The organism is Saccharothrix sp. NBAS 001, assembly GCF_056640475.1.
The window spans coordinates 566,474-590,308 of record NZ_CM153251.1; the positions used below are offsets into that span (position 1 = coordinate 566,474).

Here is a 23,835-nt window from a genome sequence, read left to right on the forward strand (position 1 = left end):
CAGATGACTACCGAGGACCCCGCGCCCGCCGCCGGGGCAGCCGTCGCGGAGACGACCGTGCGGGACACCGTGTTCGAGGTGTTGCGGCGCTACGGGATGACGACGATCTTCGCCAACCCCGGGTCGACGGAGATCACGTTCCTGACCGGACTCCCGGACGACCTCGACTTCAAGCTGGCGCTGCACGAAGGCGCGGTAGTGGGCATGGCCACCGGCTGGGCGATCGCGACCGGCCGTCCCGCGTTCGTCAACCTCCACACGACAGCGGGGCTGGCCAACGCGGCGGGCGCGATCGCGACCGCGCGGACCAACCGCGCGCCGCTGGTGGTCGTGGTCGGGCAACAGGACCGCCGCCACCTCGCCCACGATCCGTTCCTCGCCGGCCGGCTCGCCGGGCTGGTGGGCGACTATCCCGTGTGGACGGACCAGCCGGTGCGTGCGCAGGACGTCCCCGCCGCGATCGCCCGTGCGCACCACGAGGCGGTGACCGGCGCGGGCCCCGCGCTCGTCGTGGTGCCGATGGACGACTGGCTCCGGCCCGCCGGGAGGACCCGCGCGGCGGCGGCGATCGACGTCCGCCGGGGCCGGCCCACCCTCGGTCCGGAGATCGACGACCTCGCCGCCGCCCTCGACCACGCCCGCGCACCGGCGCTGGTCGTCGGGTCCGCTGCGGACGGCGAATCGGACTGGGCCGCCGTCGCCGCGCTGGCCGAACGCCTCGGTGCCCCGGTCTGGCAGGAACCCTTCGGCGCGCGCGCCGGATTCCCGCAGGACCACCCCGCCTTCGCCGGGCACCTGCCCCCGGCGCGGTCGGCGGTGCGGTCCGCGCTGGCCGAGCACGACGTGGTCCTGGTGCTCGGCGCGCCGGCGTTCCGGCAGTACCCCTGGGAGCCGGGCGACCTGGTGCCCGGCACGACCACCGTTCTCCAGGTGACGCCGTACGCGGAGGACACCCACCACAGCATCGCCGACCGCGCCTTCGTGGCCGACGTCGCGCGGACCTGCCAGGCGCTCGTCGGCCGAATCCGCGCCCGGGAGGGGAAATCCGCCGCACGCCCACCCGTGCCGCCCCTGGCGCCCCCGCGCGCCGGAGAGCCGCTGCGGCCCGGTCACGTCTTCGACCTGCTGGCCCGCGACCTGCCGCGCGACACGATCCTCGTCGAGGAGTCGCCCTCCAGCCGGCCCGAGTTGCACCGCCGCGTCCCCGCCCGCGTCCCGCTCGGTTTCCTGAGCGCGGCGGCCGGTGGCCTGGGGTTCGGCCTGCCCGCCGCGATCGGGCTCAAGCTGGGCGCACCACGCCGCCCCGTCGTCGCCGTACTCGGTGACGGGTCGTCGCTCTACGGCATCCAGGGCCTGTGGAGCGCCGCCCACTACCGCATCGGGGCGCTGTTCGTGGTGCTGTCCAACGGCGGCTACGCGATCATGGACCGGCTCGCGGAGCAGTCCGGGCGGGGCAAGCAGCCGTGGCCGTCGTTCACCGAGGTGGGCATCGCCCGGATCGCGGCGGGGCTCGGCTGTCCGGCCCGGCGGATCAGCGACCACGACGAGCTGGCGGCGACGCTCGCCGAACACCTGCCGGCACTCGCCGACCGGACCAGTCCGCTGGTGCTCGACGTCGAGGTGGCCGCCGACCCGGCCTACGGGTAGTCAAGCGCGCTCCGCCGGGCGTTCGTGCACCGGATCGACGACCGCCCGGCGTGCGCGGATCCCACGAGTTCCCAGAGCCCTCGGGGTATTTCCGGAAACGGCGCGGAACATCGCAATGTCCACAGAGAGGTGGAGGCGCAAATGTCTGCGCGCAAAGGACGCACGGCCCGCGAGGGCACCCGGAGCACCCGGTGGATCCTGCTGATCTGTTGCCTGACCGTGGTTTTCGACGGCTACGACCTGATCGTCTACGGAGCCGTCGTCCCCGACCTGCTCGCCTACCGCCCGTGGCGGCTGACACCGGCCGACGTCGGCCACATCGGCAGCACGGCGCTCGTCGGGATGCTGGTCGGCGCGCTGCTCGTGGGCACGCTCACCGACATCGTCGGCCGGCGTCGGGTCATGATCGCCTGCCTGGTCTGGTTCTCGATCGCCATGCCGCTGACCGCGCTGGCACCCGACCCGGGCGTCTTCGCCCTGCTGCGCTTCATCACCGGGGTGGGGCTGGGCGGCGTGGTCCCGACCGCGATCGCGCTGATCGCGGAGTACTCCCCGGCGCGGCGTCGCCAGCTCAACAACGCGCTGATGTTCTCCGGCTACTCGATCGGCGGCGTGCTCGCCGCGGTCCTCGCGCTGGTGCTGCTGCCCGTCGGCGGGTTCCGGATGATGTTCGTCGTCGGGGCCGCTCCGCTGGTCTTCGTCCTGCCGCTCGCCCTGCGGATGCTGCCCGAGTCGATCACCTTCCTCACCGCGAAAGGCCGCCACGACGAGGCAGCGGCCTACGCCCGGCGGTTCGGCATCACCGGGTACGACGCACCGCCCGAGCCGACGGCCGCCGCCCGCCCCGTCACGGGCGTGAAGCGCGGGCTCGTCGAGACGGCCAAGACGATCGTGGGCGGCCGCCGCCTGCCGATGACGCTGCTGCTCTGGGCGATCTCCGTCCTCGGGCTGCTGCTCGTCTACGGGCTCAACACCTGGCTGCCGCAGTTCATGCGCAACGAGGGCTACTCGATGGGATCGGCCCTGACCTTCCTGCTGGTCTTCAACATCGGCGCCGTCGCCGGCGTCATCATCGCCGGCGCGCTCGCGGACCGGGTGGGCGAGAAACTCGTCATCGCCTGCTCGTTCTGCGTCGCCGCCGGCGCGGTCCTGCTGTTCATCACCAAGCCCGCGACGGCACCGCTGCTGCTGATCGGCGCGCTGGCCGGATTCGGCTCGAACACCCAGACCCTGGTCAACGGGTACATCGGCGCGCTCTATCCGGCACAGGCCCGCGCGACCGCGCTCGGGTGGGCGCTCGGCGTCGGCCGGATCGGCGCGATCGTCGGCCCGACCTACGGCGGCTACGTCCTCACCCAGGTCGACGCGGGCGTGCTCTCCAGCCACTGGAGTTTCTACGCGTTCGCCATTCCGGCCGTGCTCGCGGCGGTGCTCACCGTCCTCGTACCCGGAAAGCGCGCGACCGCGTTGCCGCTCACCAAATGAACCACGTCGAACACCGCGAATCAGGAGAGATGCCCCGTGGCCGTAACCGATGTTGAACCAGATGTGGTCGTGCTGACCGGGGCCGGCGGCGGCATCGGCCGCGCCACCGCCGTGCGCCTGGGCGGGCGCGGCGTGCGCCTCGCCTTGACCGACGTGAACGAGCGGGCCCTGCGGGAGACCGCCGACCTGGTCGCCGAGGTCGGCCGCGAGCCCATCGTGGTGGCCGGCGACGGCCTGGACGCGAGTCTGCCGACGGAGCTGGTCGCGCGGACGACCGAGACCTGCGGCCGGATCGACGGCCTGGTCAACACGACCGGCATCACCTTGCCCAAGTCGTTGCGGGACACCACGTCCGAGGACTTCGACCGGGTCATGTCGGTCAACGTGAAGACCCACATGCTCATGATGCAGGCGGTCCTGCCGGTCATGGTCGCCGCCGGGTACGGCTCGATCGTCAACATCTCGTCGGTCGGCGGCCGGGTCGCGCTGCCGAACCTGAGCGTGTACTGCGCCTCCAAGTCCGCCGTGATCGGGTTGAGCCGAGGCGTCGCCGCCGAGTACGCGGCCGACAACATCCGGTGCAACGCGATCTGCCCCGGTGGGGTGGACACCCCGTTGGGGCGCGCGGCCCTCGACCCGTTCGAGGACAAGCAGCGGGGGCTGGAGATCCTCACCGGTCGGCAGCTGTTCAAGCGCTGGGCCGATCCGGACGAGATCGCCGGCCTCATCGAGTACCTCCTCGCCCGCGATTCGACCTTCGTCACCGGCGCGGTGTTCGACATCGACGGCGGCCACACCACCACCTGACCTACGAACTTCCCTACCTACCAAGCAGGAGAGGCACTTGCAGATCACTCACCTCGGGCACGCCTGCGTGCTCGTGGACACCGGTTCCGCCCGGCTGCTCATCGACCCCGGCGTCATGTCCGACGTCGACGGCGTCGACGGGCTCGACGCGGTGTTGCTCACGCACAAGCACCCCGACCACGTGGACCCGGAGAAGGTCCGGCTCCTCCAAGCCGGGAACCGCCGGGCGGTGCTGGTCGCCCCGGGCGACATCGCCGGCCTGCCGGAGCACCGGGTGGTCGAGCCGGGAGACGCGCTGACGTTCGGCGACACCGCGGTCGACGTCGTCGGCGGACGCCACGCGACCGTGCACGACACGATTCCGGGCTGCGCCAACCTGGGCTACCTGATCGACGGCGGCGCGTTCTTCCACCCCGGCGACTCCTTCCACGAGCCCGCGGTGGAGGTCGGAGTGCTCGCGGTGGCGATCGACGGGCCGTGGCTCAAGATCGCCGAATCCATCGACTACGTGCGACGGGTCTCGCCGCGCGTGGCCGTCCCGATCCACGAAGGCGAAACCCTCGACCCCGCGAAGTACGTCGGCATGTTGAGCAACGCGGTCGGCGGCGACGTCGTGCGCCGCTTGGAGCGCGGGACACCCACCCCGCTGTAACGGACACCGCCACGAACCCGGCCGGGGACGCGGTCGCGCCCCGGCCTTCGCGGCCACCAACCCTCGAACGTCGTTTCAGTCCTCAACGGAGAGGCAGGGCAACGATGCCCGAACACCTGATGATCCACCCGGTTGCCACAAGACCCCGGAAGCAGACGCGGCGCTGCGCGGTGGTGCGGTGATGACCGGCGAACCCGGCTCCGAGGCGCGCCGCTACGAGCGCCGCCTGCTCTGCGTCCTGTTCCTGGGCGTCGGCTTCGTCCTGTTCGACCGGCAGGCGTTGGCCTTCCTGGCACCGTACATCGATGCCGAGTTCGGGCTCTCGCCCACCCAACTCGGTCTGGCCGCCGGCGCGCTGTCCTGCACCTGGGCCGTTTCCGGCATCCTGATGGGAGGGCTCTCCGACCGGCTCGGGCGGCGCAAGCCGCTGCTGATCACGGCCGTGGTGCTGTTCTCGCTGATCTCCGCGGTTTCCGGGCTGGCCGCCGGTTTCGTCGGCCTGCTCGTCGCGCGAGCCTTGATGGGCGCGGCCGAGGGCGGCGTGATCCCGTTGGCGCAGTCGCTGATGGTGCAGGCGTCCCGGCCGAAGCGGCGCGGACTGAACATGGGCCTGATCCAGGGCGCGTCGGCGGGCTTGCTCGGTGGCGTCGCGGCGCCGTTCGCCTTCATCTGGCTCGCCGAGTCCGTCGGCTGGCGCTGGTCGTTCTTCGTGACGCTGCTGCCGGGTCTGCTGATCGCCGCCGCGATGGCGGTGGTCGTCCGCGAACGCCCGTCGCCTCCGGTCGCCGGGCGGACGGCGAAGCCCGCGAAGGTGCCGCTCCGCCAGGCCCTGGGCATGCGCAACGTGGTGCTGTGCATCCTCATCGCGGTCTGCTACCTCACGTGGTTCGCCACCATCGTCACGTTCACCCCGCTGTACCTGTTGAACGTCAAGGGATTCACGTCGGCGACGATGGGGACGGTGATGACCTGCCTCGGCGTCGCCTGGATGGTGTGGGGTGTCGTCACGCCCGCCATCTCGGACCGGATCGGCCGCAAACCCGCGCTGGCCGGCTTCAGCGTCCTGGCCGTCTGCTGCCCGCTGGCGGTGCTGTTCGTGGACGACGCGTGGCTGCTCGGAGCGGTGATGATGCTGACCTACACGGGCGTCGGCTGCTTCACGCTGTTCATGGCCGTCATCCCCGCCGAGACCGTCCCGCCGGGCGCGCTGGCCACCGTGGTCGGCGTGACGATGGGCGTGGGTGAACTGCTCGGTGGCGCGCTCGGTCCCGTGCTCGCCGGGTGGGCTTCGGACCGGTGGGGTCTGGAGGCGGCGATGGTCATCGCGGCGGTGAGCGCGGTGGTCGTGGTGCTGCTCAGCCTCGGTCTGCGGGAGACCGCACCCCGCGTCCTGTCCCGGTCGAACGGCGACCCGCTGCCCGCGCGCACCGGCAGCGCGGAGCAAGCGCGCTGATTCCCGCTCCACGCGCGGCGACGGCGAATGCCCGTCGAGGTCCGGAACGAGGTCGAAGCCGGTATTGGCCCGAGCGTCCGCCACCGTTGGTCCGGTGCGCTGAAAAGAACCGGGCGGAACAGCGGAACAAGTCGAGGTCGACCGGAAACAACGGCCGCGAAAGGCGATCCCGGTTGATCCGGCGCTACGCTCGGGCCGATCCGAACCACCCGGGCACAGTGAGCAGGGGAGACCGGCGTGTCCAGTTCATCCTTATTTCACAGGGCAATTCGGGCGATCGCCGCAGTCGCCGTGGTGCTCGGCGGGGCGGTGCCGGCGTCGGCGGCGACCGAACCGCAGATCGACGTGGTGCCGCTGGGCGACGTCGAACCGAGCCACTCGGTGGTCAGCCCGGACGGCCGGCTCACCTATCTGTCCACCGGCCAGCGGTCACGGGAAAGAGTCCAGGTGAAGGTGGTGGACAACGCCACCCGCCAACTCCTCGCGACCCACGCGCCCAAGGTGCCGAGCACGGACTACTGGATCAACGACCTGGAAGTCAGCCCCGACGGCCGCAGGCTGTACGTGCTGACCCCGCAACGGATCGCCGTGCTCGACGCCTGGACCGGCCAAACCGAGGCCACCGTGACCCTGCCCGGGGTCGACATCCTGACCTCGGAAGCGCTCGCCGCCAACGGCCGCTTCCTGTTCGTCACCGAAGACGGGGACGCCGCCCTCGGCACGCTGGGCCGCCTGTACACCATCGACCTGGAACACCTCACCGTGATCGCCCGGACCTCCCTGAAGCGGCTCTGGGCCGGCGACGTCCTGGTAGCGCCCGACCAGCGCACCGTCCACGTGACCACCGGCGGATTCCAGGCGGACACGCAGAAGAACGAATCCGCGATCGAAACCTACGACACGAAGACCGGCAGCCTGGTGTCCGACCTCGTCCTCGACCTGCCACCCGGCATCTCCGTGCCGTTGGCAAGCCCCGTGCTCAGCAAGGACGGCACGCGGCTCTACGGGGTGAACCTGGCTCAGGACGCGGTGATCGTCGACCCGGTGCGCCACGCCGTGGTCGCCACCACGCACCTCTCCGATCGTTACGACCTCGGCGCGCTCGCGCTGCGGCCCGACGGGAAACGGCTCTACGTCGGGCGCGCGCAGACCACCGAGGACGACGGGCCGACCGTCCTCGTGCTCGACTCCGCCACCGGCAAGCCAGTGGACACCCTGACCGGCTTCACCGACGACTCGGTCACCTCGCTGGCCGTCGACCCGCGAGGCAGGACGCTCTACGTGGGCAGCGTGACCGACCCGGGCACCGGCGTCGACCAGGGGGCCGTCCAGATCACCGAGCTGTGACACCGAAAAGCGCACCGCCCTCGACCACGTTGTTGTACCGCAAGGGCGTGTAGGCGCGGGCGGTCTCCGCCGTCCACTTGCGCTCCGCCGGGAACGCGCCGTCCGGCCCGGCCTGCTCACGCACCACCGGTTCCGACTTCGCCTCGTCCGCCCAGCGCACGAACAGAGCCGCGTGGCCGGGGTCGACCAGCGCGTCACCGGGGAGCAGGTCGGCTCGCGGGATCTCGGTGGCGACTTCGCGCAGCGTGATCGTGGTGCGGGAGTAGGACAGCCCCCAGGCCATCGAGACGTAGCCGGAGCAGTCGGTCCGGTAGTCGCCGAAGTCGTTGCGGTGGCACGCCTGCTGGCTGTACGGCACCCGTTCGTCCAGCCACGACTGCGACCTGACCTGCGTTTCGCCACGCGTAACCGCAAGGTCCGCCGAGGTCGTGCCGCAGGCGGCCAACCGGCTCGGCCCGCTGGCCGCCTGCGCGACCGGCACGTGCAGCATCGCCGTGCACGCGAGTACAGCGAGGATGCGGGTGATCATCGAGCCCCCTTGAGTGGTGCTTGTGCCACGAATCCACAGGCCCGTGGCCTCGGTCATGCAAGGGTTCCCGCAATCGGCGGGTGCAGTGCCCAAACCAGCCGATCGTGCGTTCCACCCGGATCGTGGACCGCCGACGACCCCGGTGAGCGTCCTGGGTGTCAGCCGGACGAGTGCTGGAATCCGCCTTATTGCGGCGGTGTCGTCGTGTTCATGACCGGACGGAGTGAACCGTTGCACCCAAGGGTGATGAGTCGCTTCAGGAGGATTGGATCCCTGCCACGCTCGACAGGGCGTCCGGCAGGTCGGATTCGGACGCGGAACCGCCGTCCAGTCCGAAGGAGCAATGATGTCCGGAGATCAGCCTGTCAGGGTCCGCGCCCCTTTCACGGTCTTCCCGTCCACGGTGAAACCCGGTACCAGGGTGACGTTCACCGGTCCGGGGCTCGCGACCGTGACACAGGCGTTGTTCACGGCAGCGGGGGGTACGCCGGTCGTATCCGTACCGGTGAAGGTGGACGCGTCGGGCACGAGCGCTGAAGCCGTGGTGCCGGACGGAATGGGCATCGGACCTGGCTGGGTGGCTCTGGAGGACGCGCAGGGCGATATCTCCAACCCGGTTCACGTTGTCTACGAAGCGCGCTAGCCGCATGTCGACCGAATCCGCCTCTCGCGGCGATGAACGGGTCATGGGTTCGCCGCACCTGGACAGGCTCGACCCGGCAGTCGGGGACGCGGTCGGGGGAACGCCGGTGACCCTCACCGGAACGTTGTTGCAGCACCTGGCGGGCGTGACCTTCGGCCCCACACCCGGCATCGGGCTGAAGGTGCTCTCCCCGGTGAAGGCGACGTGCGTGAGTCCGCCGAACTCTGCGGGGACTGTCCAGGTCTGGGTGACCGACGACGAGGGGAACGAGAGCAACCGACTGCCCTTCGAATACCTCCCCCCGCCGGTGTGATCCCGCACGGTCAACTGAACGACGCCGCGACCCGACAAGGGCTTCTTCCGTTGTGCGGGCCCGGATCCGGGCGCGGGCCGATACCGGCCGTCCGCGGTCGCCACCCACAGTCGGCGGCGGGGCGATGCCCCGTCGCGGTTCTATCCGATCCCAGAAGGAGAACTCCATGGCAGGCCCGTCTCTCTCGTCGATCAGCCCGAACAGCGGAGGTTCGAGCGGGGGCGAAAACGTGACCCTCGGCGGCGAACTGCTGGCGCACGTCGTCTCAGTCTCGTTCGGGGGATCGCCCGCGACCAACATCAGCGTCGGCGGACCCAATGAGGTGTCCGCCACCACGCCCGCCCATCCGTCGGGTTCGGTGAACGTGACGGTCACCGATGACGAAGGCAACGTCAGCAACCCCGTCAAGTACCAGTACCACTCGTAGTCGGGTGTAGAGATCGGCGTCCGTCCCCGCAGCCACCCGCGCGCAGCGGCCGTGGCTGCGGGGACGGGGCTTACTGCGCGAACACGGCCGAACACGGGTGTGGTGCGGCCGATGCGACGGTGGTCGACGGAAAGTGAACCGATTCCGCCGCAGTGCACGGTGAATTCGTTCCGGCCCAGGAGGTTCGCATGAATTTCCTGCCCGATCGTCTCCGTCCAACCAAGACCGGTTCGTTCACCGCTCGTGTCGCCGGTATCGCGGCCGGCCTGATCTGCTGCCTGGTCCCGCTCGGAGCAGCCGAAGTCGCCCCGGTTCCGATTTCCCACCGGGCAACCCCGGTCGACGGGCAGCGCATCCTCGGGCCGCAGCCGACGGTCAAGGACATCGAGAAGATCTGCAAGGGTGGCGCGGGGACGCTCAAGAACTTCGACTGCTCCGTTCGCGGCGACACGCGGTCACCGAAGGAGATCAACGCAGCGCACGGGTTCTACTCCAAGGGCAATCAGCCCGGAATCCCGTACCACGTGAAAGGTGTGAGTACCTGCTGGAACGCGCCGAGTGACTCGGGGTACGTGGCCACGTCCTACGACCCGGCGGTGGCGGAGAAATTCGCGACCTGCAACAACATGAAGCCGAACGAAACCCGCTACGTCTACGTGATCAAAACGTCCGATCGCTTCTACAACGTCGCCGACGTCTACAAGAAGTGCAACCAGACGTATCCCTACCCGGACGAGAAGGAACTCGCCGCGCGTGGGGACAAGGGCACCAAGCTTGCCGTGGAGTACGCGCAGATCGCCGGCTGGCACTCGATCAAGCTGGTTCAGGAGAAGCCGAGCAAGAAATACGACTACAGCGCCGTCGAGGCCAACCCGGGCTATAGCGCGAGTTTCAACCAGAAGAGCATTTTCAACGGGCCGATCAAACCTTCGGACGACGTCTGCAAGGAAACGGCTTAGCAGCTGTCGTGGGACGGCCGAGGCTGGTGTCCGCCGGCTGGTCGACAGAAAATCAAAAGTTTTTGAAAAAGGTGACGAGACATGACCTCGACCCCGAGGGCCTTTGACGTGACGCCGAATTCCGGACGCGCCGAAGGCGGCGACGAGGTGACCATCACCGGGGAGTCCCTGGAACCTGTGGTGGCGGTTCTCTTCGACGACGTCGCCGGGATTGATCTCGTGATCGTGAGCCCCACTTCCCTGCACGTCCGCACCCCGGCCCACGCCGTGGGAACCGTGGAGATCAAGCTGGTCACCGACGAAGGCGAGTTCGTCGTCGGGCACTTCAAGTTCCTTCCCGACGGTCAGGACAGCTGATAGCGGCCTTAGGCGGACATCGGCCTGTCGGCGGGTCGACCAGGGCGGCGAGGGCGACTCCGCTCTCGCCGCCCGGACCCGGTCGCGGTCGGACCACGTCCTCCGCGCCGGTGTCGGTACCCTGAGCCCGCTCACCTGGGACGACGAGGACCAGCGGCTCGGTCGTGGGGTCCCGGTGGGGCAGGGGATGAGGAGGTGCCCGGGGTGGCCGAGGACGACATCGACCAGGCGGACGTCGACCGGTTCTGGCGCACCGTCGACGCGGCCGGACGGGACCGGGAACGCCTGCGCACCGCGCTGATGTCGATGACCAAGGAAGAAGTCCACCGGTTCCAGGACATCTTCGTCGAGATGGCGGTGGAGCTGCGCGACGAGCCGTACACGTCCCACGTCGCGCCCGGCGAGTCCGAGGACGGCCTCGAAGACATCTCCAACTGGGTGGTGAGCCAGGGCCGCAAGCAGTACGAGGCGGTGCTCACCGACCCCGCCCTGATGCCCGCCGAGGTCGGGGTGGACGACCCGACGATCCTCTTCCCGGTCGCCTTCGACGTCTACTGGCAGCGCTTCGGCGAGGCACTCGACGTGATGTGACCCGGCGGCCCACCCCGACAGCGACCGGCGCTGCCGGAGCAACGGGACACCTGGACAGACTCGTGACCGACCGACCGACCGACCGACCGGCAGGTCGGACAGCGGCCGTCAGAATTCCGCGAGTAGGTCCGTTCGGACTGGCGCTGAGCGGGCGTCGCGGGGTTCGAAGGCGGATCTTGGATACGACCTGCGGTGACCCGACCGGTCCCACATCCAGAACACCGCGCTGCCGCGTGACAGGTTTGCCCGCGATGTGCTGGTCAGCTGACCACGTTGGCACCAACACCCTCGTAAGCGAAGCCCTCGACTCTGACCGTGTGGAGGACTTCGTCCCAGCTTGTCGTGTGGTAGTGGTCTCCGGTTACTCCGTTCCGCAGGCGGTAGAACGGCACGCCTTGACCGGAGCCCGCCGGGTAGACGTACCCCTTGATTCCTTCGTATTCATAACCGTCGTTGGAGATCACGTAGAGGACCTCGTCCCGGTTCGTCGTGTGGTAGTGGTCCCCGTTGGCCGGGCGGAACACCCGGTAGAAGGGAACCGTCCCGGGCTCCTGCGTAGCGAATATGGTAGCCCCGATGCGCTCGTAGTGGTAGCCGCCGTTGGTGACCGCGCGGATGACCTCGTCCCAGAACGCCGTGTGGAAGTGGTCTTTGTTCGTCTTGTGCACCAGCCTGTAGAACTCCACCGTGGCCTGCGCCCGCACCGTCGACGCACCAGGGGCCGCACCTGCCTCCCCGCTGCCAGTCGCGTGCGCGGGAACGACCGCACCGCCGACCGTGAACGCGAGCGTGATCACGAGGCCGGCCACCCGCCCGGCAGTAGGTCTCACTCGATCCCGACTCATTCTTCCTCCCGAGCTGAATCAGTACCGTGAGTGGACAATTCTTCCGAGTTCGTCCGATTCGGGGCAATCCGCTGCATGGGCGGATGTACGGCCGGAGTCGCTGGATTTCAGCCCGCACAAGGCGGTGTTCGACGCTGGGCCGGCCGGCTTCCTCTCCGCGATAATGCCGAAAGCGCGTTCACAATCCACCGGCGGATGTCGGCACGCCCGCTGTTCGCCCGTGGCCGAGGAGGCCGTCCGCCCTACCGTTCCCTGTCGACCAGGGGCGATTCCGTCGAGGAAGCCGCCGATCGACGGAGAACGAACCGAACAGGTTCCCCATTCCTGGCTGACTGTCTCGCTCCGCGCCCGGCTGCCGACAGCCCCGTCGACCGATTGCCGCCGACAGGCGCGACCGCACGGCTGAACTCGTCCGCCCAGGTCGCCGCCACTCGGCGTCCCCAACCCCCCGATCCGCGAACTTGGTCGACATCCAACCCCAGGCCAGGACCAGAAGTTCCGAGCAGACCGGGATCTGCCCGACGTTGCGGGGGAGCGTGTCGGAACTCGTTGCGAACGCGCGACGCGGCGATCTGCGTCGGGCGCTGATGCTGCGCGAGCGTGGAGACGCGTCACGACGTGGCATCGATCAACTTCACGCGATGGCCGACCGTTGTGGTCGTCGGTGCTGCGGTTGTCAGTCCGAGGGGTCTTGCCGCCGAAATGCGTCCCAGGCGGGTGATCGCGTCCCCTGGTCGGTGAGTGCACGGCGCGGCCCGTTTCACTGGTTGTGCCTGTGGCGGTCTCGTTGGGGTGGGGTGTCGACCGGGCACTGTCCGCGGTGGCCGGTCTGGGTCACGCTGGTCCGGCCCGGTGCATCGCGGGTGGTCACCCGGGGCCGGGGCACGGTTCGCGACCGGTTGCCCAGAGGGGGCTCCGGCTGTGGGACAGGAGAAGCGATGAATCGCAGGGCTCTCGCCGCGGTCGTCACCGCGGTCACGGTCATGGTGGGCGGGCTGGCGGCAGGAACGCCCGCAGGGGCCGCAGCCCCGCAGGCGGAGGGTCAGATCGTGTTCTACGAGGGGAACAACGCGACCCAGAACATCGTCCACACGACCAACGACCGGTCCGGGCAGGACTTCGCACCCCGTCAGAACGACGAGGCGAGGTCGGTGAAGCTGGTCTCCGTACGGGCCGGTGCGACCATCACGGTCTACGACAGTCCGTCGAAGAGCAAGAACGACGACTACACCATCATCCACGTGAAGAGGTTGGTGAACACCATCGTCGTCGGAACCTTCGAGCAGAACCGTGACGACGCCAACGTCAGGGTGAACTTCGTGCGCAACAACGGCCTCGACGGCAAGGTCTCCCGGGTCACGGTCTCCTAGCCGGGAGTGGTCACGAAGACGTCGTCAACGTGAAGCGGACGGCGTGGCCGGTCGGATGTGACGGTGGTGCGCCTGCACTGGGTCGAGCAGCTCGTCAACGACCCGGACGCCGACGCCCACCTGGCCGTCGACGTCGACCTGGCCGTCCTCGACCCGGCCGACGCCGAGCTTGACGCTCCCGAACCGGCGGACGGCGACCAGGCCGCTTGACCAGTTTCCTTGGAGACCAGGGCGTGGCCGATTTTCCCAGCCACGCCCTCACTTTTGTGCGCAGAAAGGACCCTGGGCACGTCGATGTCCCGCCACGGGGACGCGTTTGCGGGCGATGCGTGCGGCAGGGTCGACCGGCTGGGACATCCGCAAGGTCGCCCAGAGCGGGATGGACGTCACCGACGTCGCCGAGATCCGCGCGAAACTCGGCCTGCTCCACGGCTACGCCGACGCGTTCGACGCCACCGCCAGTCGGATCGAGTCCGCGTTCCGCAGGTGCCGGCTGCCACTCCGACACCTGCGAACCACGCCGTCATGGCGGACCCCGGCGTCGGGGAGGCCCATCGGCCCCGGCTACTTGATCCGGAACACCACCGAGGACGCCTGCCCCTCGCCGAACTCCCAACTGGCCACCGCCTCGTGACCGGGCCGCTCGGCGAGCCGGCGGAAGTCACCGGAGCACTGGTCGGGGCCGAGGTAGTACGCACCTTCGCTCCGCGAGTCCTGCGCGCACAACGACAACATCCCCAGGTGCCCGCGCAGCCGGGTGTCGGGCACCTGGAGCAGCTTCTCCGCCCACCCGGCCTCCACCTCGACGTTGCCGTCCAGTTCGACCAGAGCTTCCGGCCCGCCGGTGGTCCACGTGACCGCGCGCATCGCCTCGAACAACGTCCCGTCCGTGTCGATTCGCAGCAGCGCTTTCACCTCCCCGGCCAGCTCCTCGCTGTCGACCTCATCGAGGGCGTCGCGGTGCGCGGTCAGCACACGCGCGAGATCCGCGCCGGACACGGCGAACCGGCGCTCGCCGTCAGCGGTCGAGACCGCCGTCAGGGCCGCGCTCACCGCCTCGCCGAACGGCCCGTCGGGGTCGAGCGCGTCCCCGGAGAACAGCCAGATCGACCGGGAGTGGTCGAAGGCCCACGCGTCCGGGCTGAACGGGTAGTCGTCCACGTCCGGCTCGCCGCGCTCCACCACGTCCGGATCGACGTTGCCCGTGATGTAGTCGTCCAGCACGTCGTACTGCAACATGTCGTCCCAGTAGTAACTGGCGTACTCGGCATCCGCCGCGAACGAGGCGAGCGGCTTGCCCAGCAGCACCTCGAAGGCGTCCACCAGCTCACGCCGCCACGCCTCGGACTCGGGCACCACAGTCACGGTTGCTCCCAACACGATGGGGATGACCGGGCCGATCGGCCCGTGCGGTGAGCCTAGACGGCAGACGATCATGAATTTCACCGCCCGGACAAAGAAAGAACGACGTTCCGCAGCCACTCGACCGGCCCAACCCACGTCCTCGTGCCGCACATCCCGCGACCACGCACAGCGCAACCCGCCCGAGCCGTCCCGGTACCACCATCTCGTCCGTCCTGACCATCACCGATAACGGCTGCGGACCCCTGCGGGTCCGCAGCCGTCGTGTTCTTCGCTGATCGCAGCCCGCCGCGCCGCTGCGCTTGCACCGCGCCTGGTCGACATCCTGGGCCGCATGACGTTGTCAGCCCCCCGCGCGCACGGTGTTCCACGATCTCAACGCAGCCATCCGCCGCTTGGCCGGCGCTGGCGTCCGCAAACCGACTTCGCCCACGCCCTCGGCATCAGCAACGGCGCGATCTCCTCGCGACTGCGACCGGCCAGGGACACCTCCGCACACCCGGCCTGAGATCCACCGCGCCACCGGGCCGTCCACCATCGCCGACGCCACACGGTTCCCCTCGTGGGAGGTCTACCGACGCGGCAGTTCCACGCGACGCTTCTGGCCCGTGGCGAGGAGTCGCTACGCTGGCCGGGACCGGCGTGGCGGGGCCGTCGAAGGGCGGGGCGATGGCACGGCGTGACCGGACGGTCAACGAGGTCAGCGGAACGGTCCACGGCCCGGTCGTGCAGGCCGGGCACGTGACGGTCCAGGGGCCCGCCGGGGATGTGCTCGGCGAGGCCGCCGACCGGTTGGCGCGGGCCGTCGGCACGCGGTGGCAGCGCGAGGAAGAACGGCGGCGGGTCCACGACCCGTTCCCGCTGCCGGTCCGCTGGCACGCCGCCCCGGAGGATGCCACCGACCACTGGGAGAACATCCTCCGCCTGCCGCCCGGCGCGGTGGCCGAACCGCCTGTGCTCGCCGGGATGGACAGGATCGTGGACGTCCACCGCGCCATCGCGTCACGGCGACTGGTGGTGCTGGGCGGCGCGGGTTCGGGGAAGACCGTGCTGGCGCTGCGGTTCGTGCTCGACCTGCTCGCGGTGCGCGGACCCGACGACCCCGTGCCGGTGGTCTTCGGCCTGAGTTCGTGGAACCCCGTCACCACCCCGCTGCGCGACTGGCTTGCCGCCCAGCTCGTCCGCGACCACCCCGGCCTGGCCGTCCGCGGACACGACGGGCGCACGTTGGCCTACGGTCTCGTGGACACCGACCGGGTGCTGCCGGTGCTCGACGGGTTCGACGAACTCGGCGTCGGCCTGCACCGCCCCGCGCTGGAGGCGCTCAACGCCACCGCGCTGCCGCTGCTGCTGACCAGCCGCCCCGAGGAGTTCACCGCCGCAGTGGCAGCGACGGACGTCCTGACCGCCGCCGCGGGCATCGTGATCGCCGATCTCACCCTCGACGACGTGGCCGCCTACCTGCCGCGCGCCGCCGCCGCGCACACGTGGGACCCCGTCCTCGCCGACCTGCGCCACCGGCCCGACTCGGACCTGGCGTCGGTCCTGACCACGCCGCTGATGGTCATGCTGGCCCGGGTCACCTACGGCGACACCCCCGACCACGACCCGGCCGAACTCCTCGACCTCGGCCTCTTCCCGACCGGGGAGGCGATCCGGCACCACCTGCTGGACAGCTTCGTCCCGTCGGTCTACCGCGCCCCGACCCGGTGGACCGCCGACCAGGCCCGGCACCGCCTGCACCACCTGGCCCGCGAACTCGACGGCGCCCGCGACCTGGCTTGGTGGCGGTTCGGCACGACCCTGGGCCGCCGCGTCCGGGCGTTGGTGGTCGGGGTGGCGTGCACGGCGGTCGTGGTGGTGCTGACCGCCGTGCTGAACGTCCTGGCCTTCCTCGCGCTGCTCGGCACCCTGACCCCGCTCGTCTTCTGGTCGACCCTGGTGGAGGCACCGGTCAACGGGGTGTTGGCGGGCACCGCGTTCGCCATCGCCCACCTGGTCCTGACCAGGGCCGAGGGCGACGGGATCCGGCCCTCGCACATGCGGATGCGGGTCACCGGCCGGACCGCCCCGGTGCGGCCGGGAATCCTGTCGCGCTTCCTGTTCGGCGTGGCCGCCGGCGGCGGGTTCGGACTGGCCAACGGGCTGGGGCTCGGGCTGCTGGGCCTCGTCCTCTACGACACGGTCCGCGACGTGGGGACCGTCCTGGTCAACGGGGCCACGTTGGGGTTGGTGTTCGCCGTGCCGACCGGACTGGCGCTGGCCGTGGCCGCCGCCGTGGAATCCCCGCTCGACATCGCGTCCGCGGCCGGGCCCACCGACCTGCGCAACGTCAACCGCGCCAACGTCCTGGGCAGGGTCGTGCTGTTCAGCCTCGTCTACGGGGGCCTGGTCACCCTGGGCGCCGTGCTCCTGCTCCAGCGCCCGGAAGGTGCGCACGCGCAGCTCGTCTTCAGCCCGGAAGCCGTGGTGCGCCTGGCGCTGCTCACCGGCGTGGGCGGCGGCCTGTGCTACTGCCTGGCGCTCACCGCGTGGGGCCAGTGGCTCTTGTTCGCCCGGATCTGCCTGCCGCTCACCGGCCGCCTGCCGCGCTCGCTGCCCGAGTTCCTCGACGATGCCACCCGGCGGGGCGTGCTGCGCCAAGCCGGTGCGGTGTACCAGTTCCGCCACGCCCGACTCCAAGACCGGCTCGCCCTGTCGCAGTAACGGGCAAACCTCCGGGTCTCGGATCGGCCCGTCCACCGGGTCCGCGCCCGACACGGCACCGAACCACTGCGCCACCCGGCCACGTCTGTCGTCGGGACTGCCGGGAGACGGGAGAACCTGCTGCGGCCTTTCGTGTCGGGAACTGCAGGACGACAAACTCGAACAGCGGGGACAACCGTGTCGACAGCTCGGCGGCGACCGCTCCATGGCGTGCTGCCGGTCGATCATCCGTTGTCGTGAGGCGGGCGGCACGCCCGGTCGGCAGGAGCGGTCTGCCTCGGCAGCCAGGCGAGGTGCGCATCCTCGACCGCCAACTCGGCCGCCTGCCGCCAATGCGGAACCGGGTCCTCACCTCGCCGGTCCGCGATCACCGCTTTCATGGCCGCCACCAAGTGCGGCTCGCCCATGTCGTCCACGGTGACTCGGGGACTTCGCCAACGAGTGGCTCGACGCTGTCGCACCCCGACTGGAACTCAACACGCGGGTCAAGTACCGGTCGCATCTGGACAACCGGTTGATCCCCGAGTGCGGTGTGTGGCCGATGATCGGGATCTTTAACGGCTACATCGAGATCGAGAAATGGCTGTCCAAGTTGCACGACGGGTACGCCGAGCCGTCGGTGGCGTCGTACTTCGCGACGTTTTCCACGATCATGAACGCGGCGGTGCGGGCGAAGGTGATCCCGGCCAACCCCTGCCATGGGATTCGCGTCACGGCGGGCGAGTTCGAGTACGACCGGCTGGTCGCTTCGCCGGTGCAGGCGTTGCGGGCGGCGATGCGCCTGTACGAGATCGTCCAGTCCGACCGCTCGGCCGGATGTGCCTCGGGTCTCCACGAGGAGGTCGAGGGGGAAGCGGGGGCGTACGAAAACGCCCGCCGGAACGCGGTCGCTGCGATTGCCGCCGAGCATCGCTGTGATCTACGAGGCACTGCTCGACGAGCGTCGAGGGTCGTTCGTGTTCACCTCTCCGGAGGGCGGGCTGCTGCGGCGGGGAACCGCCGGCAGCGGTTCTGGCGGCCGGCCTGGGACGTGCGCAAGCCCGATCGCCCCGACGCCGCAGGGCACACGCCGCCGATCCTTCCCTGGTTCACCTTCCGTGAGGCGCGCCACACCCATGCGACCTGGATGGCCGAGGACGGCATCCCGGAGGTTGGTGCGGCGGGCGCGGCTCGGTCAGAAGATGAAGGGCATCGCCCGCACCTACGACCATGTGACGGAGGTCATGCTGAAGCAGATCGACGACACGCTCGAACAACGGTGGGCAGCCTCGCTGCTCGCGCTCCATCGGGACGAGCGGGCCCGAATCATCGGACGGTTCCCCCACCTGGCGGCCACGATCGAGGAGGCGCGAGCACTACCGGCGTCGGAGCCCATCGCCTTTCATCGTCTTTGATCTTGCACCACACGCAAGAAGCCCGGCCTCAAGATCGAGAACCGGGCTTCTGACCTGCGTTGTTCTGTTGTGGACGATACAGGGATTGAACCTGTGACCCCTACCGTGTCAAGGTAGTGCTCTCCCGCTGAGCTAATCGTCCGAGGCGGAGACGGGAATCGAACCCGTGTACAGGGCTTTGCAGGCCCTTGCCTAAGCCACTCGGCCACTCCGCCATGATTCCTGCTGAAGGCTACACCAGGAAGTCTGGCCTGAGCCCAAGGGGCCCTCTGCCGAGCGGATGACGAGACTCGAACTCGCGACCCTCACCTTGGCAAGGTGATGCGCTACCAACTGCGCTACATCCGCATACTCCGTGGATTCCCGAACCGCCGGCCCTTTTGGGGCTTTCCGTTCCGTCTTCCCCGGTGCGAGAGGAACTTTATTACATCCCCCTCCGTTGGATCAAATCGGGGGTCCCCGCAGCCCCTCGCAGGGCCTGTCACCTGGGCTTTCAGGTCAGGTCGTTGGAGATCAGGTGGGTCAGGGCCTCGTCCACGTCGACCCACAGGTGCTCGTTGCCGGGCACCACGACGTCGTACGTGCGGTCCAGGAAGTCGGCCAACTCCTGAGCCGACGCCTCGAACATGGCGTGGCCGGACGGCGAGCTGAGTTCGATCACGACGACCTCGGGGTCGTCGGCGGCCGGGCGGATCCGGACGTCGCCGTCTCCCGCGTCGGCGATCAGTCCGTCGGCCAGCAGGTCGCGGGCGTACACCCATTCGACCCAGCCGGCGCGTCCTGTGCGGAACGCGGCCACAACTGCGTAGGGGTCTTTCGTGTCATATCGAAGTTCCACCTGCACGGGGACGGCCGGGGTCCTCGGTGCCAGCAGGTCGAAGACTGCTGTTGAGCGGAGCGTCACGTGGTCATTGCGCATCGTCGTTACCCTCTTCTCCCTTCACGGCCAAGGAAACGACCGAACTCTCTACTTGTGACGTGTATGTGGCGAGGAACGCTCGACATCGAGGCGTTTATCACCCGTTCGGGCCCATGAAACTCCTCTGGGCTACCATCTCGCTGCGTTCCGTGTCCACCCAACCCGCGCTGCCCCACATCTTGCTGGGTTTAACCTGAACCCGGTACCGGCTGTTGCGCGAATGTTGGACGTGAGGACATCTCTGGTGGCTGACTCACCCGCTCCGGCGCCCCGACCCGAGCCTGACGGGCGTCCTTCCGACGCGTCGCTGGTCGAGCGGGTTTCCGCTGGTGACCGGGGTGCGTTCGGAGAACTGTACGACCGCTACGCCCGCCCGGCGTATTCGCTCGCGAGGCGAATATGCGTCGATCCGGACCTCGCGGAGGACGTCGTCCAAGAGGCGTTCCTCGCACTGTGGCGCAATCCCGCCGGGTACGACCGGTCACGGGGCGGCTTCGGCACGTGGCTGATGACCGTCGTGCACCACCGGGCGGTCGACGCCGTGCGACGGGAGAACACCCAACGGCGACGGAACGTGCCGTTGACCGACGAGGCATCCGAGCGCAACGTTCCACCTGCGGACGGCGCGGACCACGCGGCGCTGAGCGGCGTCGTGGGCGCCGAGGTCCGGGAGGCGCTCAAACGCCTGCCGGAAGACCAGCGGCAGGTGATCGCCTTGGCCTACCTGGGCGGGTACACGCAGATAGAAGTCGCGGCCCTGACCGGGATCCCCTTGGGGACGGTCAAGTCGCGCACGTTCGCCGCGATCCGCAGGTTGCGGACGTCGCTGCGATCGGTATGGGCCGGGGAGACCGGCGGCGAGACGACGGGAGCACATCGGTGACCGGGGAGCGGAGGGACGACTGGTGCCCTCAGGAGGAGCTCGCGGTCGGTTGGGCGATGCACTCGCTCGAACCGGACGAGGAGGCGCAACTGCGCGCCCACCTGCCGGGCTGCGCGCGGTGCCGAGGAGTGGTTCGGTCCACCGAAGAGGTGACCGCCGCGCTCGGCGGCTCGGTTCGGCAGTACGAACCGCCTGCCCGCCTGAAGTCACGTCTGATGGCCGAGATCGAGCACACGCCCCAGGAGTTCGTGACGCCGAGCCGGCAGCCGGCTCCGCCCGAGCCCATCCGGCTGGACGAGCGGCGCAAGAGCGGCCTCGGCCGCCGGTTGCTCGCGGCCGCCGCGGTGGTCGTGGCGCTGGCCGCGGTCGGAGTCGCGGGGGTGCGGTTCAGCCAGCTGGACGACCGGGTGGCGGCCCAGGAGCAGCAGAACCGCGAGCTGTCCAGGGCGTTGGAACTCGCGGCGAACCCGGCGACCAACCGGGCCGTGCTGCGCTCGCCGTCCGGTGACCCGATCGCGATCATGCTGTCCGGCGACGACCAGGCGGCCGTCATGGAGATGAAGCTCGCGCCGAACGCGACCGACCAGACCTACGTGATGTGGGGCAAGAGCACCCCGCAGGCCGTGCCGCTGGCGACGTTCAACGTGCGCGCGGACTCGTCCGTCCAGTTCCTGAGCTGGTCGAGCGCGTCGCACCAGCACAAGGTGTTCGCGATCTCGCTGGAACCGGGCAAGGCCGCGCCCGCGACGCCGACCGACGTGGTGGCCTCGGGCCAGGTGGGCAACGCGTGAGCGATGATGTGCGGATGACCGCCGAGCAGCGCGACGAGCAGACCGAACCGAGCGGTCACCGCCACTGGTTCCGCCGCAATCCCGCGCTGAACCTGACCTACCGCATCGGGGTGGGCGTGGTCGGCGGTCTGGTGCTGGTAGGCGGGGTCCTGATGATCCCGTACCCCGGCCCGGGTTGGCTGGTGGTGTTCGCCGGGTTGGCGATCCTGGCGACGGAGTTCGAGTGGGCGGGCCGCGTGCTGCGGTTCGCGAAGCGGTACTACGACGCGTGGGTCGAGTGGCTCAAGCGCCAGAACCTCTTCGTGAAGGCGCTGGTCCTCACCGCCACCGCGTTGGTCGTCGCCGTGACGTGCTGGCTGCTCGGGGCGTTCTCGCTGGTCGGGGGCTGGTTCGGGCTCGACTGGCCGTGGCTGCGGAGCCCGATTTTTGGATCTGCGGGTTGATGTTGTAAGGTATGGTCACACCGCGAGAGCGGCGGAAAACCGAATACGGGCGATTAGCTCAGCGGGAGAGCGCTTCGTTCACACCGAAGAGGTCACAGGTTCGATCCCTGTATCGCCCACAGTGTGTTTTACCAGGTCAACGGCTCGTAGACGGTTATCGTCTGCGGGCCGTTGATCGTGTGTGGGGGCAAATTGGGAGCACGCGATCTCGACCCCAATTGCTGCTCCGAAGAGTTCACGCCATTCTGCTCCCGTATTGCTCCCATCTGACCTGCAGTCCTTGCAGCATGGTGTCGATCATGGGTCGGGTGACGTGGGAGTAGACGCCCATGACGCCGCGGAACTTGTGTCCGATGCGCTTGTGCTGGAGGACTTCGGGGACGTGGTCCTCGATGAGCCAGGTCTTGTGGGTGTGGCGCAGGTCGTGGAAGTGCATGTGGGGCTTGATCGGCGGCCACCCGAGGGTGGTGTCGCCGTGGAGTGCGGGCAGCCAGAACCGGCGGCGGAAGTTGGACCGTCGGTGCAGTCCGCCGTCGACGCCGGTGAACACGAACCGCCCGGTCGGTTGGTCGCAGCGGAGTTCGACGAGCAGTTCGGCCAGGAATCGGGGCAGGTGGACGGTGCGGACGCTGGCCGGGGTCTTGGGCGGTCCGAGTTCGAGTCGGCCGCGCAGCTCGTGCAGGGCCCCATCCCGTGCGTCGATGCGGATCTCCTGCTTGTCCGCGTCGACCCGTTCCCACTGCAGCCCGGCCAGTTCACCCCACCGCATCCCGGTGTACGCCGCGGTGACGACCAGGGCGGCGTTGGCCGGCATCGCCATGCGGCCGGCGATAGCGGTCACCTCGTCGGCGTCGGCATGCGGCCGTTCAGGTTGGTCACCGGAGTTGAGCCGGAGTTTGCGGCACGGGTTGGCGCCGATGAGCCCCTCGTCCACCGCCTCGCCCAGGATCATCGACAGCAAGCCGACCACGTCGGCGACACTGCGGTCGCTCAACGAGCGTCGCAGGGTCTTCGCCCATGCCTTGATCGTCATCCGGGACAGCTCGCCCAACTCGGTGGCGGCGAACCGGGGCAGGATGTGGTTGCGAAGGTGCGAGTCGTAGGTCGCCTCGGTGACACCACTGACATCGTGCGCCTCCACCCACCGGACCACCCATTCGCCGACCGTGGTCTGGGCCAGGCGCGGGTCGACGAACCGGCCACGCCTCTGGTCGGACTCGATGTCCCCTGCGCGGTCGTCGGCCTCGCCGCGCGTGGCGAATCCCGTCTCGGACTGCAGCGAACCGTCCGGGAGTCGATACCGCACCCGGAACCCGTCCCCGTGTTTCTCCACCCAGGCCATTATGGTTACCGCCTTTCGTGAACAGTTCCCGCCCGTGGTCCGGGCGGACGTACAGTGACGCTCGATACGTGAAGAATTGCAACAATCATTTGTTCTGGGAGCGGGTCACCGGGCGGGACGGGCACCCCGACGGACAATGAGGTCCAGATCCGTGTCGGAGAAACGCAGATGCTTGCCCAGGAAAGTGCAGGGAATCCGGCGTTGTCCGGCCATGCGACGAATCCAGGACTCCCGCACCGCCAGCAGGCGGGCGGCCTGGGCCGGGGTGTGCAGCAGGCGGACCCGAGCCGTGTGGTGAGCCTCTGGCGGCGCGGGTTCGGGTGATCCGGTCGGATCGGCGTCGAGTTGCACGGGGAAGACATGGGCGGTCTGCCGATCGCGGCGGTGGTGCACGACTGCCTCCGGAAGGTGACCGGCATCGGGGCGCGACGCCGTGGACACCCCTGAACTCCGGAAAAAGGGCCGCCGGGGGACAGGCAGCGACGAAGCATTTTGCTTAACCGGTTGAGAAGCTGGGGAGCGTGTAAAGTGGGGTGAGGCGAGCCTGTTACTGGGGGTCAAGGGGTCGCA

General features: G+C 69.3%; 28 protein-coding genes and 4 tRNA genes. 21 read left to right on the plus strand and 11 right to left on the minus strand.

Annotated elements, in window-relative coordinates:
- The first annotated feature begins 3 nt into the window (after positions 1-3).
- The 6 genes from mdlC to AC0HI0_RS02615 all read left to right on the plus strand — a co-directional run bounded on the left by mdlC (position 4) and on the right by AC0HI0_RS02615 (position 7,391).
- Positions 4-1,647: a benzoylformate decarboxylase gene (mdlC, locus tag AC0HI0_RS02590; RefSeq protein ID WP_480930612.1), complete on the plus strand. Its 1,644-nt coding sequence runs from the start codon at positions 4-6 to the stop codon at positions 1,645-1,647.
- A 141-nt stretch (positions 1,648-1,788) separates the two neighbouring features.
- The gene (locus AC0HI0_RS02595) at positions 1,789-3,132 is read left to right on the plus strand and encodes an MFS transporter (protein ID WP_480930613.1); all 1,344 of its coding nucleotides are present in this window, start codon (positions 1,789-1,791) and stop codon (positions 3,130-3,132) included.
- A gap of 69 nt (positions 3,133-3,201) precedes the next feature.
- Positions 3,202-3,939, plus strand: coding sequence for an SDR family NAD(P)-dependent oxidoreductase (locus tag AC0HI0_RS02600; RefSeq protein ID WP_480930614.1), 738 nt, complete (start codon positions 3,202-3,204; stop codon positions 3,937-3,939).
- Between the two features lie 37 nt (positions 3,940-3,976).
- Positions 3,977-4,591, plus strand: a complete 615-nt coding sequence (locus AC0HI0_RS02605) for an MBL fold metallo-hydrolase (RefSeq protein WP_480930615.1) — start codon at positions 3,977-3,979, stop codon at positions 4,589-4,591.
- A gap of 181 nt (positions 4,592-4,772) precedes the next feature.
- Positions 4,773-6,044, plus strand: coding sequence for an MFS transporter (locus AC0HI0_RS02610; protein ID WP_480930616.1), 1,272 nt, complete (start codon positions 4,773-4,775; stop codon positions 6,042-6,044).
- Between the two features lie 237 nt (positions 6,045-6,281).
- Positions 6,282-7,391, plus strand: a complete 1,110-nt coding sequence (locus tag AC0HI0_RS02615) for a WD40 repeat domain-containing protein (RefSeq protein WP_480930617.1) — start codon at positions 6,282-6,284, stop codon at positions 7,389-7,391.
- On the opposite strand, the gene AC0HI0_RS02620 is transcribed toward AC0HI0_RS02615, so the two are convergent.
- Positions 7,378-7,920, minus strand: coding sequence for a hypothetical protein (locus AC0HI0_RS02620; protein WP_480930618.1), 543 nt, complete (start codon positions 7,918-7,920; stop codon positions 7,378-7,380). The two genes, AC0HI0_RS02615 and AC0HI0_RS02620, sit on opposite strands and share 14 nt — an antisense overlap.
- Positions 7,921-8,341: 421 nt before the next feature.
- Between AC0HI0_RS02620 and AC0HI0_RS02625 the strand changes: the two genes are divergently transcribed.
- The 6 genes from AC0HI0_RS02625 (at position 8,342) to AC0HI0_RS02650 (ending at position 11,210) form a co-directional block, all read left to right on the plus strand.
- Complete coding sequence (locus AC0HI0_RS02625; RefSeq protein WP_480930619.1) at positions 8,342-8,563, plus strand: hypothetical protein; 222 nt, start codon at positions 8,342-8,344, stop codon at positions 8,561-8,563.
- 43 nt (positions 8,564-8,606) lie between these two features.
- A complete protein-coding gene (locus AC0HI0_RS02630) occupies positions 8,607-8,876 on the plus strand; it encodes an IPT/TIG domain-containing protein (RefSeq protein WP_480930620.1) in 270 nt (89 codons plus the stop codon).
- A 166-nt stretch (positions 8,877-9,042) separates the two neighbouring features.
- Positions 9,043-9,303, plus strand: coding sequence for an IPT/TIG domain-containing protein (locus AC0HI0_RS02635; RefSeq protein WP_480930621.1), 261 nt, complete (start codon positions 9,043-9,045; stop codon positions 9,301-9,303).
- A 188-nt stretch (positions 9,304-9,491) separates the two neighbouring features.
- Entirely contained in the window at positions 9,492-10,262 is a 771-nt protein-coding gene (locus AC0HI0_RS02640; protein WP_480930622.1) for an enterotoxin A family protein, read from the plus strand.
- An 81-nt stretch (positions 10,263-10,343) separates the two neighbouring features.
- Positions 10,344-10,619 (plus strand): IPT/TIG domain-containing protein, encoded by a 276-nt coding sequence (locus AC0HI0_RS02645; RefSeq protein WP_480930623.1) that lies wholly within the window; start codon positions 10,344-10,346, stop codon positions 10,617-10,619.
- 204 nt (positions 10,620-10,823) lie between these two features.
- On the plus strand, positions 10,824-11,210 hold the full coding sequence (locus AC0HI0_RS02650; RefSeq protein WP_480930624.1) for a DUF4240 domain-containing protein: 387 nt from the start codon (positions 10,824-10,826) through the stop codon (positions 11,208-11,210).
- Positions 11,211-11,470: 260 nt separating this feature from the next.
- On the opposite strand, the gene AC0HI0_RS02655 is transcribed toward AC0HI0_RS02650, so the two are convergent.
- A complete protein-coding gene (locus tag AC0HI0_RS02655; protein WP_480930625.1) occupies positions 11,471-12,019 on the minus strand; it encodes a hypothetical protein in 549 nt (182 codons plus the stop codon).
- Positions 12,020-12,993: 974 nt separating this feature from the next.
- Between AC0HI0_RS02655 and AC0HI0_RS02660 the strand changes: the two genes are divergently transcribed.
- The 3 genes from AC0HI0_RS02660 to AC0HI0_RS02670 all read left to right on the plus strand — a co-directional run bounded on the left by AC0HI0_RS02660 (position 12,994) and on the right by AC0HI0_RS02670 (position 14,059).
- Complete coding sequence (locus AC0HI0_RS02660; protein WP_480930626.1) at positions 12,994-13,425, plus strand: hypothetical protein; 432 nt, start codon at positions 12,994-12,996, stop codon at positions 13,423-13,425.
- 66 nt (positions 13,426-13,491) lie between these two features.
- Positions 13,492-13,635, plus strand: a complete 144-nt coding sequence (locus AC0HI0_RS02665; RefSeq protein ID WP_480930627.1) for a hypothetical protein — start codon at positions 13,492-13,494, stop codon at positions 13,633-13,635.
- 115 nt (positions 13,636-13,750) lie between these two features.
- Positions 13,751-14,059, plus strand: coding sequence for a hypothetical protein (locus tag AC0HI0_RS02670; RefSeq protein WP_480930628.1), 309 nt, complete (start codon positions 13,751-13,753; stop codon positions 14,057-14,059).
- On the opposite strand, the gene AC0HI0_RS02675 is transcribed toward AC0HI0_RS02670, so the two are convergent.
- The gene (locus AC0HI0_RS02675; protein ID WP_480930629.1) at positions 13,990-14,790 is read right to left on the minus strand and encodes a hypothetical protein; all 801 of its coding nucleotides are present in this window, start codon (positions 14,788-14,790) and stop codon (positions 13,990-13,992) included. The genes AC0HI0_RS02670 and AC0HI0_RS02675 overlap by 70 nt on opposite strands.
- Before the next feature lie 666 nt (positions 14,791-15,456).
- On the opposite strand from AC0HI0_RS02675, the gene AC0HI0_RS02680 reads away from it, so the two are divergent.
- Entirely contained in the window at positions 15,457-17,493 is a 2,037-nt protein-coding gene (locus AC0HI0_RS02680) for an NACHT domain-containing protein (RefSeq protein ID WP_480930630.1), read from the plus strand.
- A gap of 224 nt (positions 17,494-17,717) precedes the next feature.
- Here AC0HI0_RS02680 and AC0HI0_RS02685 read toward each other — a convergent pair whose 3' ends face one another.
- Together AC0HI0_RS02685 and AC0HI0_RS02690 are read right to left on the minus strand one after the other, a co-directional pair.
- Positions 17,718-17,900, minus strand: a complete 183-nt coding sequence (locus tag AC0HI0_RS02685) for a hypothetical protein (protein WP_480930631.1) — start codon at positions 17,898-17,900, stop codon at positions 17,718-17,720.
- 154 nt (positions 17,901-18,054) lie between these two features.
- Complete coding sequence (locus tag AC0HI0_RS02690) at positions 18,055-18,207, minus strand: hypothetical protein (protein WP_480930632.1); 153 nt, start codon at positions 18,205-18,207, stop codon at positions 18,055-18,057.
- A gap of 467 nt (positions 18,208-18,674) precedes the next feature.
- Between AC0HI0_RS02690 and AC0HI0_RS02695 the strand changes: the two genes are divergently transcribed.
- A complete protein-coding gene (locus AC0HI0_RS02695; RefSeq protein ID WP_480930633.1) occupies positions 18,675-18,887 on the plus strand; it encodes a hypothetical protein in 213 nt (70 codons plus the stop codon).
- A gap of 70 nt (positions 18,888-18,957) precedes the next feature.
- Here the strand turns inward: AC0HI0_RS02695 and AC0HI0_RS02700 are convergent.
- The 4 genes from AC0HI0_RS02700 to AC0HI0_RS02715 all read right to left on the minus strand — a co-directional run bounded on the left by AC0HI0_RS02700 (position 18,958) and on the right by AC0HI0_RS02715 (position 19,806).
- Positions 18,958-19,029, minus strand: a tRNA-Val gene (locus AC0HI0_RS02700).
- Between the two features lies 1 nt (position 19,030).
- A tRNA-Cys gene (locus AC0HI0_RS02705) sits at positions 19,031-19,102 on the minus strand.
- Between the two features lie 60 nt (positions 19,103-19,162).
- Positions 19,163-19,235 (minus strand) — tRNA-Gly (locus tag AC0HI0_RS02710).
- Between the two features lie 145 nt (positions 19,236-19,380).
- A complete protein-coding gene (locus AC0HI0_RS02715) occupies positions 19,381-19,806 on the minus strand; it encodes an SsgA family sporulation/cell division regulator (RefSeq protein WP_015100287.1) in 426 nt (141 codons plus the stop codon).
- Between the two features lie 244 nt (positions 19,807-20,050).
- On the opposite strand from AC0HI0_RS02715, the gene AC0HI0_RS02720 reads away from it, so the two are divergent.
- The 4 genes from AC0HI0_RS02720 (at position 20,051) to AC0HI0_RS02735 (ending at position 22,042) form a co-directional block, all read left to right on the plus strand.
- Positions 20,051-20,689: an RNA polymerase sigma factor gene (locus AC0HI0_RS02720; protein ID WP_480930634.1), complete on the plus strand. Its 639-nt coding sequence runs from the start codon at positions 20,051-20,053 to the stop codon at positions 20,687-20,689.
- On the plus strand, positions 20,644-21,480 hold the full coding sequence (locus AC0HI0_RS02725; RefSeq protein WP_480930635.1) for an anti-sigma factor: 837 nt from the start codon (positions 20,644-20,646) through the stop codon (positions 21,478-21,480). Before AC0HI0_RS02720 ends, AC0HI0_RS02725 begins: the two co-directional genes overlap by 46 nt.
- Positions 21,477-21,923, plus strand: a complete 447-nt coding sequence (locus tag AC0HI0_RS02730) for a TIGR02611 family protein (protein ID WP_480930636.1) — start codon at positions 21,477-21,479, stop codon at positions 21,921-21,923. Before AC0HI0_RS02725 ends, AC0HI0_RS02730 begins: the two co-directional genes overlap by 4 nt.
- A 47-nt stretch (positions 21,924-21,970) precedes the next feature.
- Positions 21,971-22,042, plus strand: a tRNA-Val gene (locus tag AC0HI0_RS02735).
- A 116-nt stretch (positions 22,043-22,158) separates the two neighbouring features.
- On the opposite strand, the gene AC0HI0_RS02740 is transcribed toward AC0HI0_RS02735, so the two are convergent.
- Both AC0HI0_RS02740 and AC0HI0_RS02745 read right to left on the minus strand, forming a co-directional pair.
- Complete coding sequence (locus tag AC0HI0_RS02740) at positions 22,159-23,256, minus strand: site-specific integrase (RefSeq protein ID WP_480930637.1); 1,098 nt, start codon at positions 23,254-23,256, stop codon at positions 22,159-22,161.
- A 114-nt stretch (positions 23,257-23,370) separates the two neighbouring features.
- Positions 23,371-23,706, minus strand: a complete 336-nt coding sequence (locus AC0HI0_RS02745; RefSeq protein ID WP_480930638.1) for a helix-turn-helix domain-containing protein — start codon at positions 23,704-23,706, stop codon at positions 23,371-23,373.
- Between the last annotated feature and the right edge of the window lie 129 nt (positions 23,707-23,835).

Coding starts and splice junctions, on each gene's coding strand:
- AC0HI0_RS02725 (WP_480930635.1), top strand. CDS start 20,644: ATGGGCCGGGGAGACCGGCGGCGAGACGACGGGAGCACATCGGTGACC.
- AC0HI0_RS02670 (WP_480930628.1), top strand. CDS start 13,751: ATGCGTGCGGCAGGGTCGACCGGCTGGGACATCCGCAAGGTCGCCCAG.
- AC0HI0_RS02640 (WP_480930622.1), top strand. CDS start 9,492: ATGAATTTCCTGCCCGATCGTCTCCGTCCAACCAAGACCGGTTCGTTC.
- AC0HI0_RS02630 (WP_480930620.1), top strand. CDS start 8,607: ATGGGTTCGCCGCACCTGGACAGGCTCGACCCGGCAGTCGGGGACGCG.
- AC0HI0_RS02715 (WP_015100287.1), bottom strand. CDS start 19,806: ATGCGCAATGACCACGTGACGCTCCGCTCAACAGCAGTCTTCGACCTG.
- AC0HI0_RS02685 (WP_480930631.1), bottom strand. CDS start 17,900: ATGGGCGAGCCGCACTTGGTGGCGGCCATGAAAGCGGTGATCGCGGAC.
- AC0HI0_RS02620 (WP_480930618.1), bottom strand. CDS start 7,920: ATGATCACCCGCATCCTCGCTGTACTCGCGTGCACGGCGATGCTGCAC.
- AC0HI0_RS02645 (WP_480930623.1), top strand. CDS start 10,344: ATGACCTCGACCCCGAGGGCCTTTGACGTGACGCCGAATTCCGGACGC.
- AC0HI0_RS02595 (WP_480930613.1), top strand. CDS start 1,789: ATGTCTGCGCGCAAAGGACGCACGGCCCGCGAGGGCACCCGGAGCACC.
- AC0HI0_RS02680 (WP_480930630.1), top strand. CDS start 15,457: ATGGCACGGCGTGACCGGACGGTCAACGAGGTCAGCGGAACGGTCCAC.
- mdlC (WP_480930612.1), top strand. CDS start 4: ATGACTACCGAGGACCCCGCGCCCGCCGCCGGGGCAGCCGTCGCGGAG.
- AC0HI0_RS02610 (WP_480930616.1), top strand. CDS start 4,773: ATGACCGGCGAACCCGGCTCCGAGGCGCGCCGCTACGAGCGCCGCCTG.
- AC0HI0_RS02635 (WP_480930621.1), top strand. CDS start 9,043: ATGGCAGGCCCGTCTCTCTCGTCGATCAGCCCGAACAGCGGAGGTTCG.
- AC0HI0_RS02695 (WP_480930633.1), top strand. CDS start 18,675: ATGAAGGGCATCGCCCGCACCTACGACCATGTGACGGAGGTCATGCTG.
- AC0HI0_RS02660 (WP_480930626.1), top strand. CDS start 12,994: ATGAATCGCAGGGCTCTCGCCGCGGTCGTCACCGCGGTCACGGTCATG.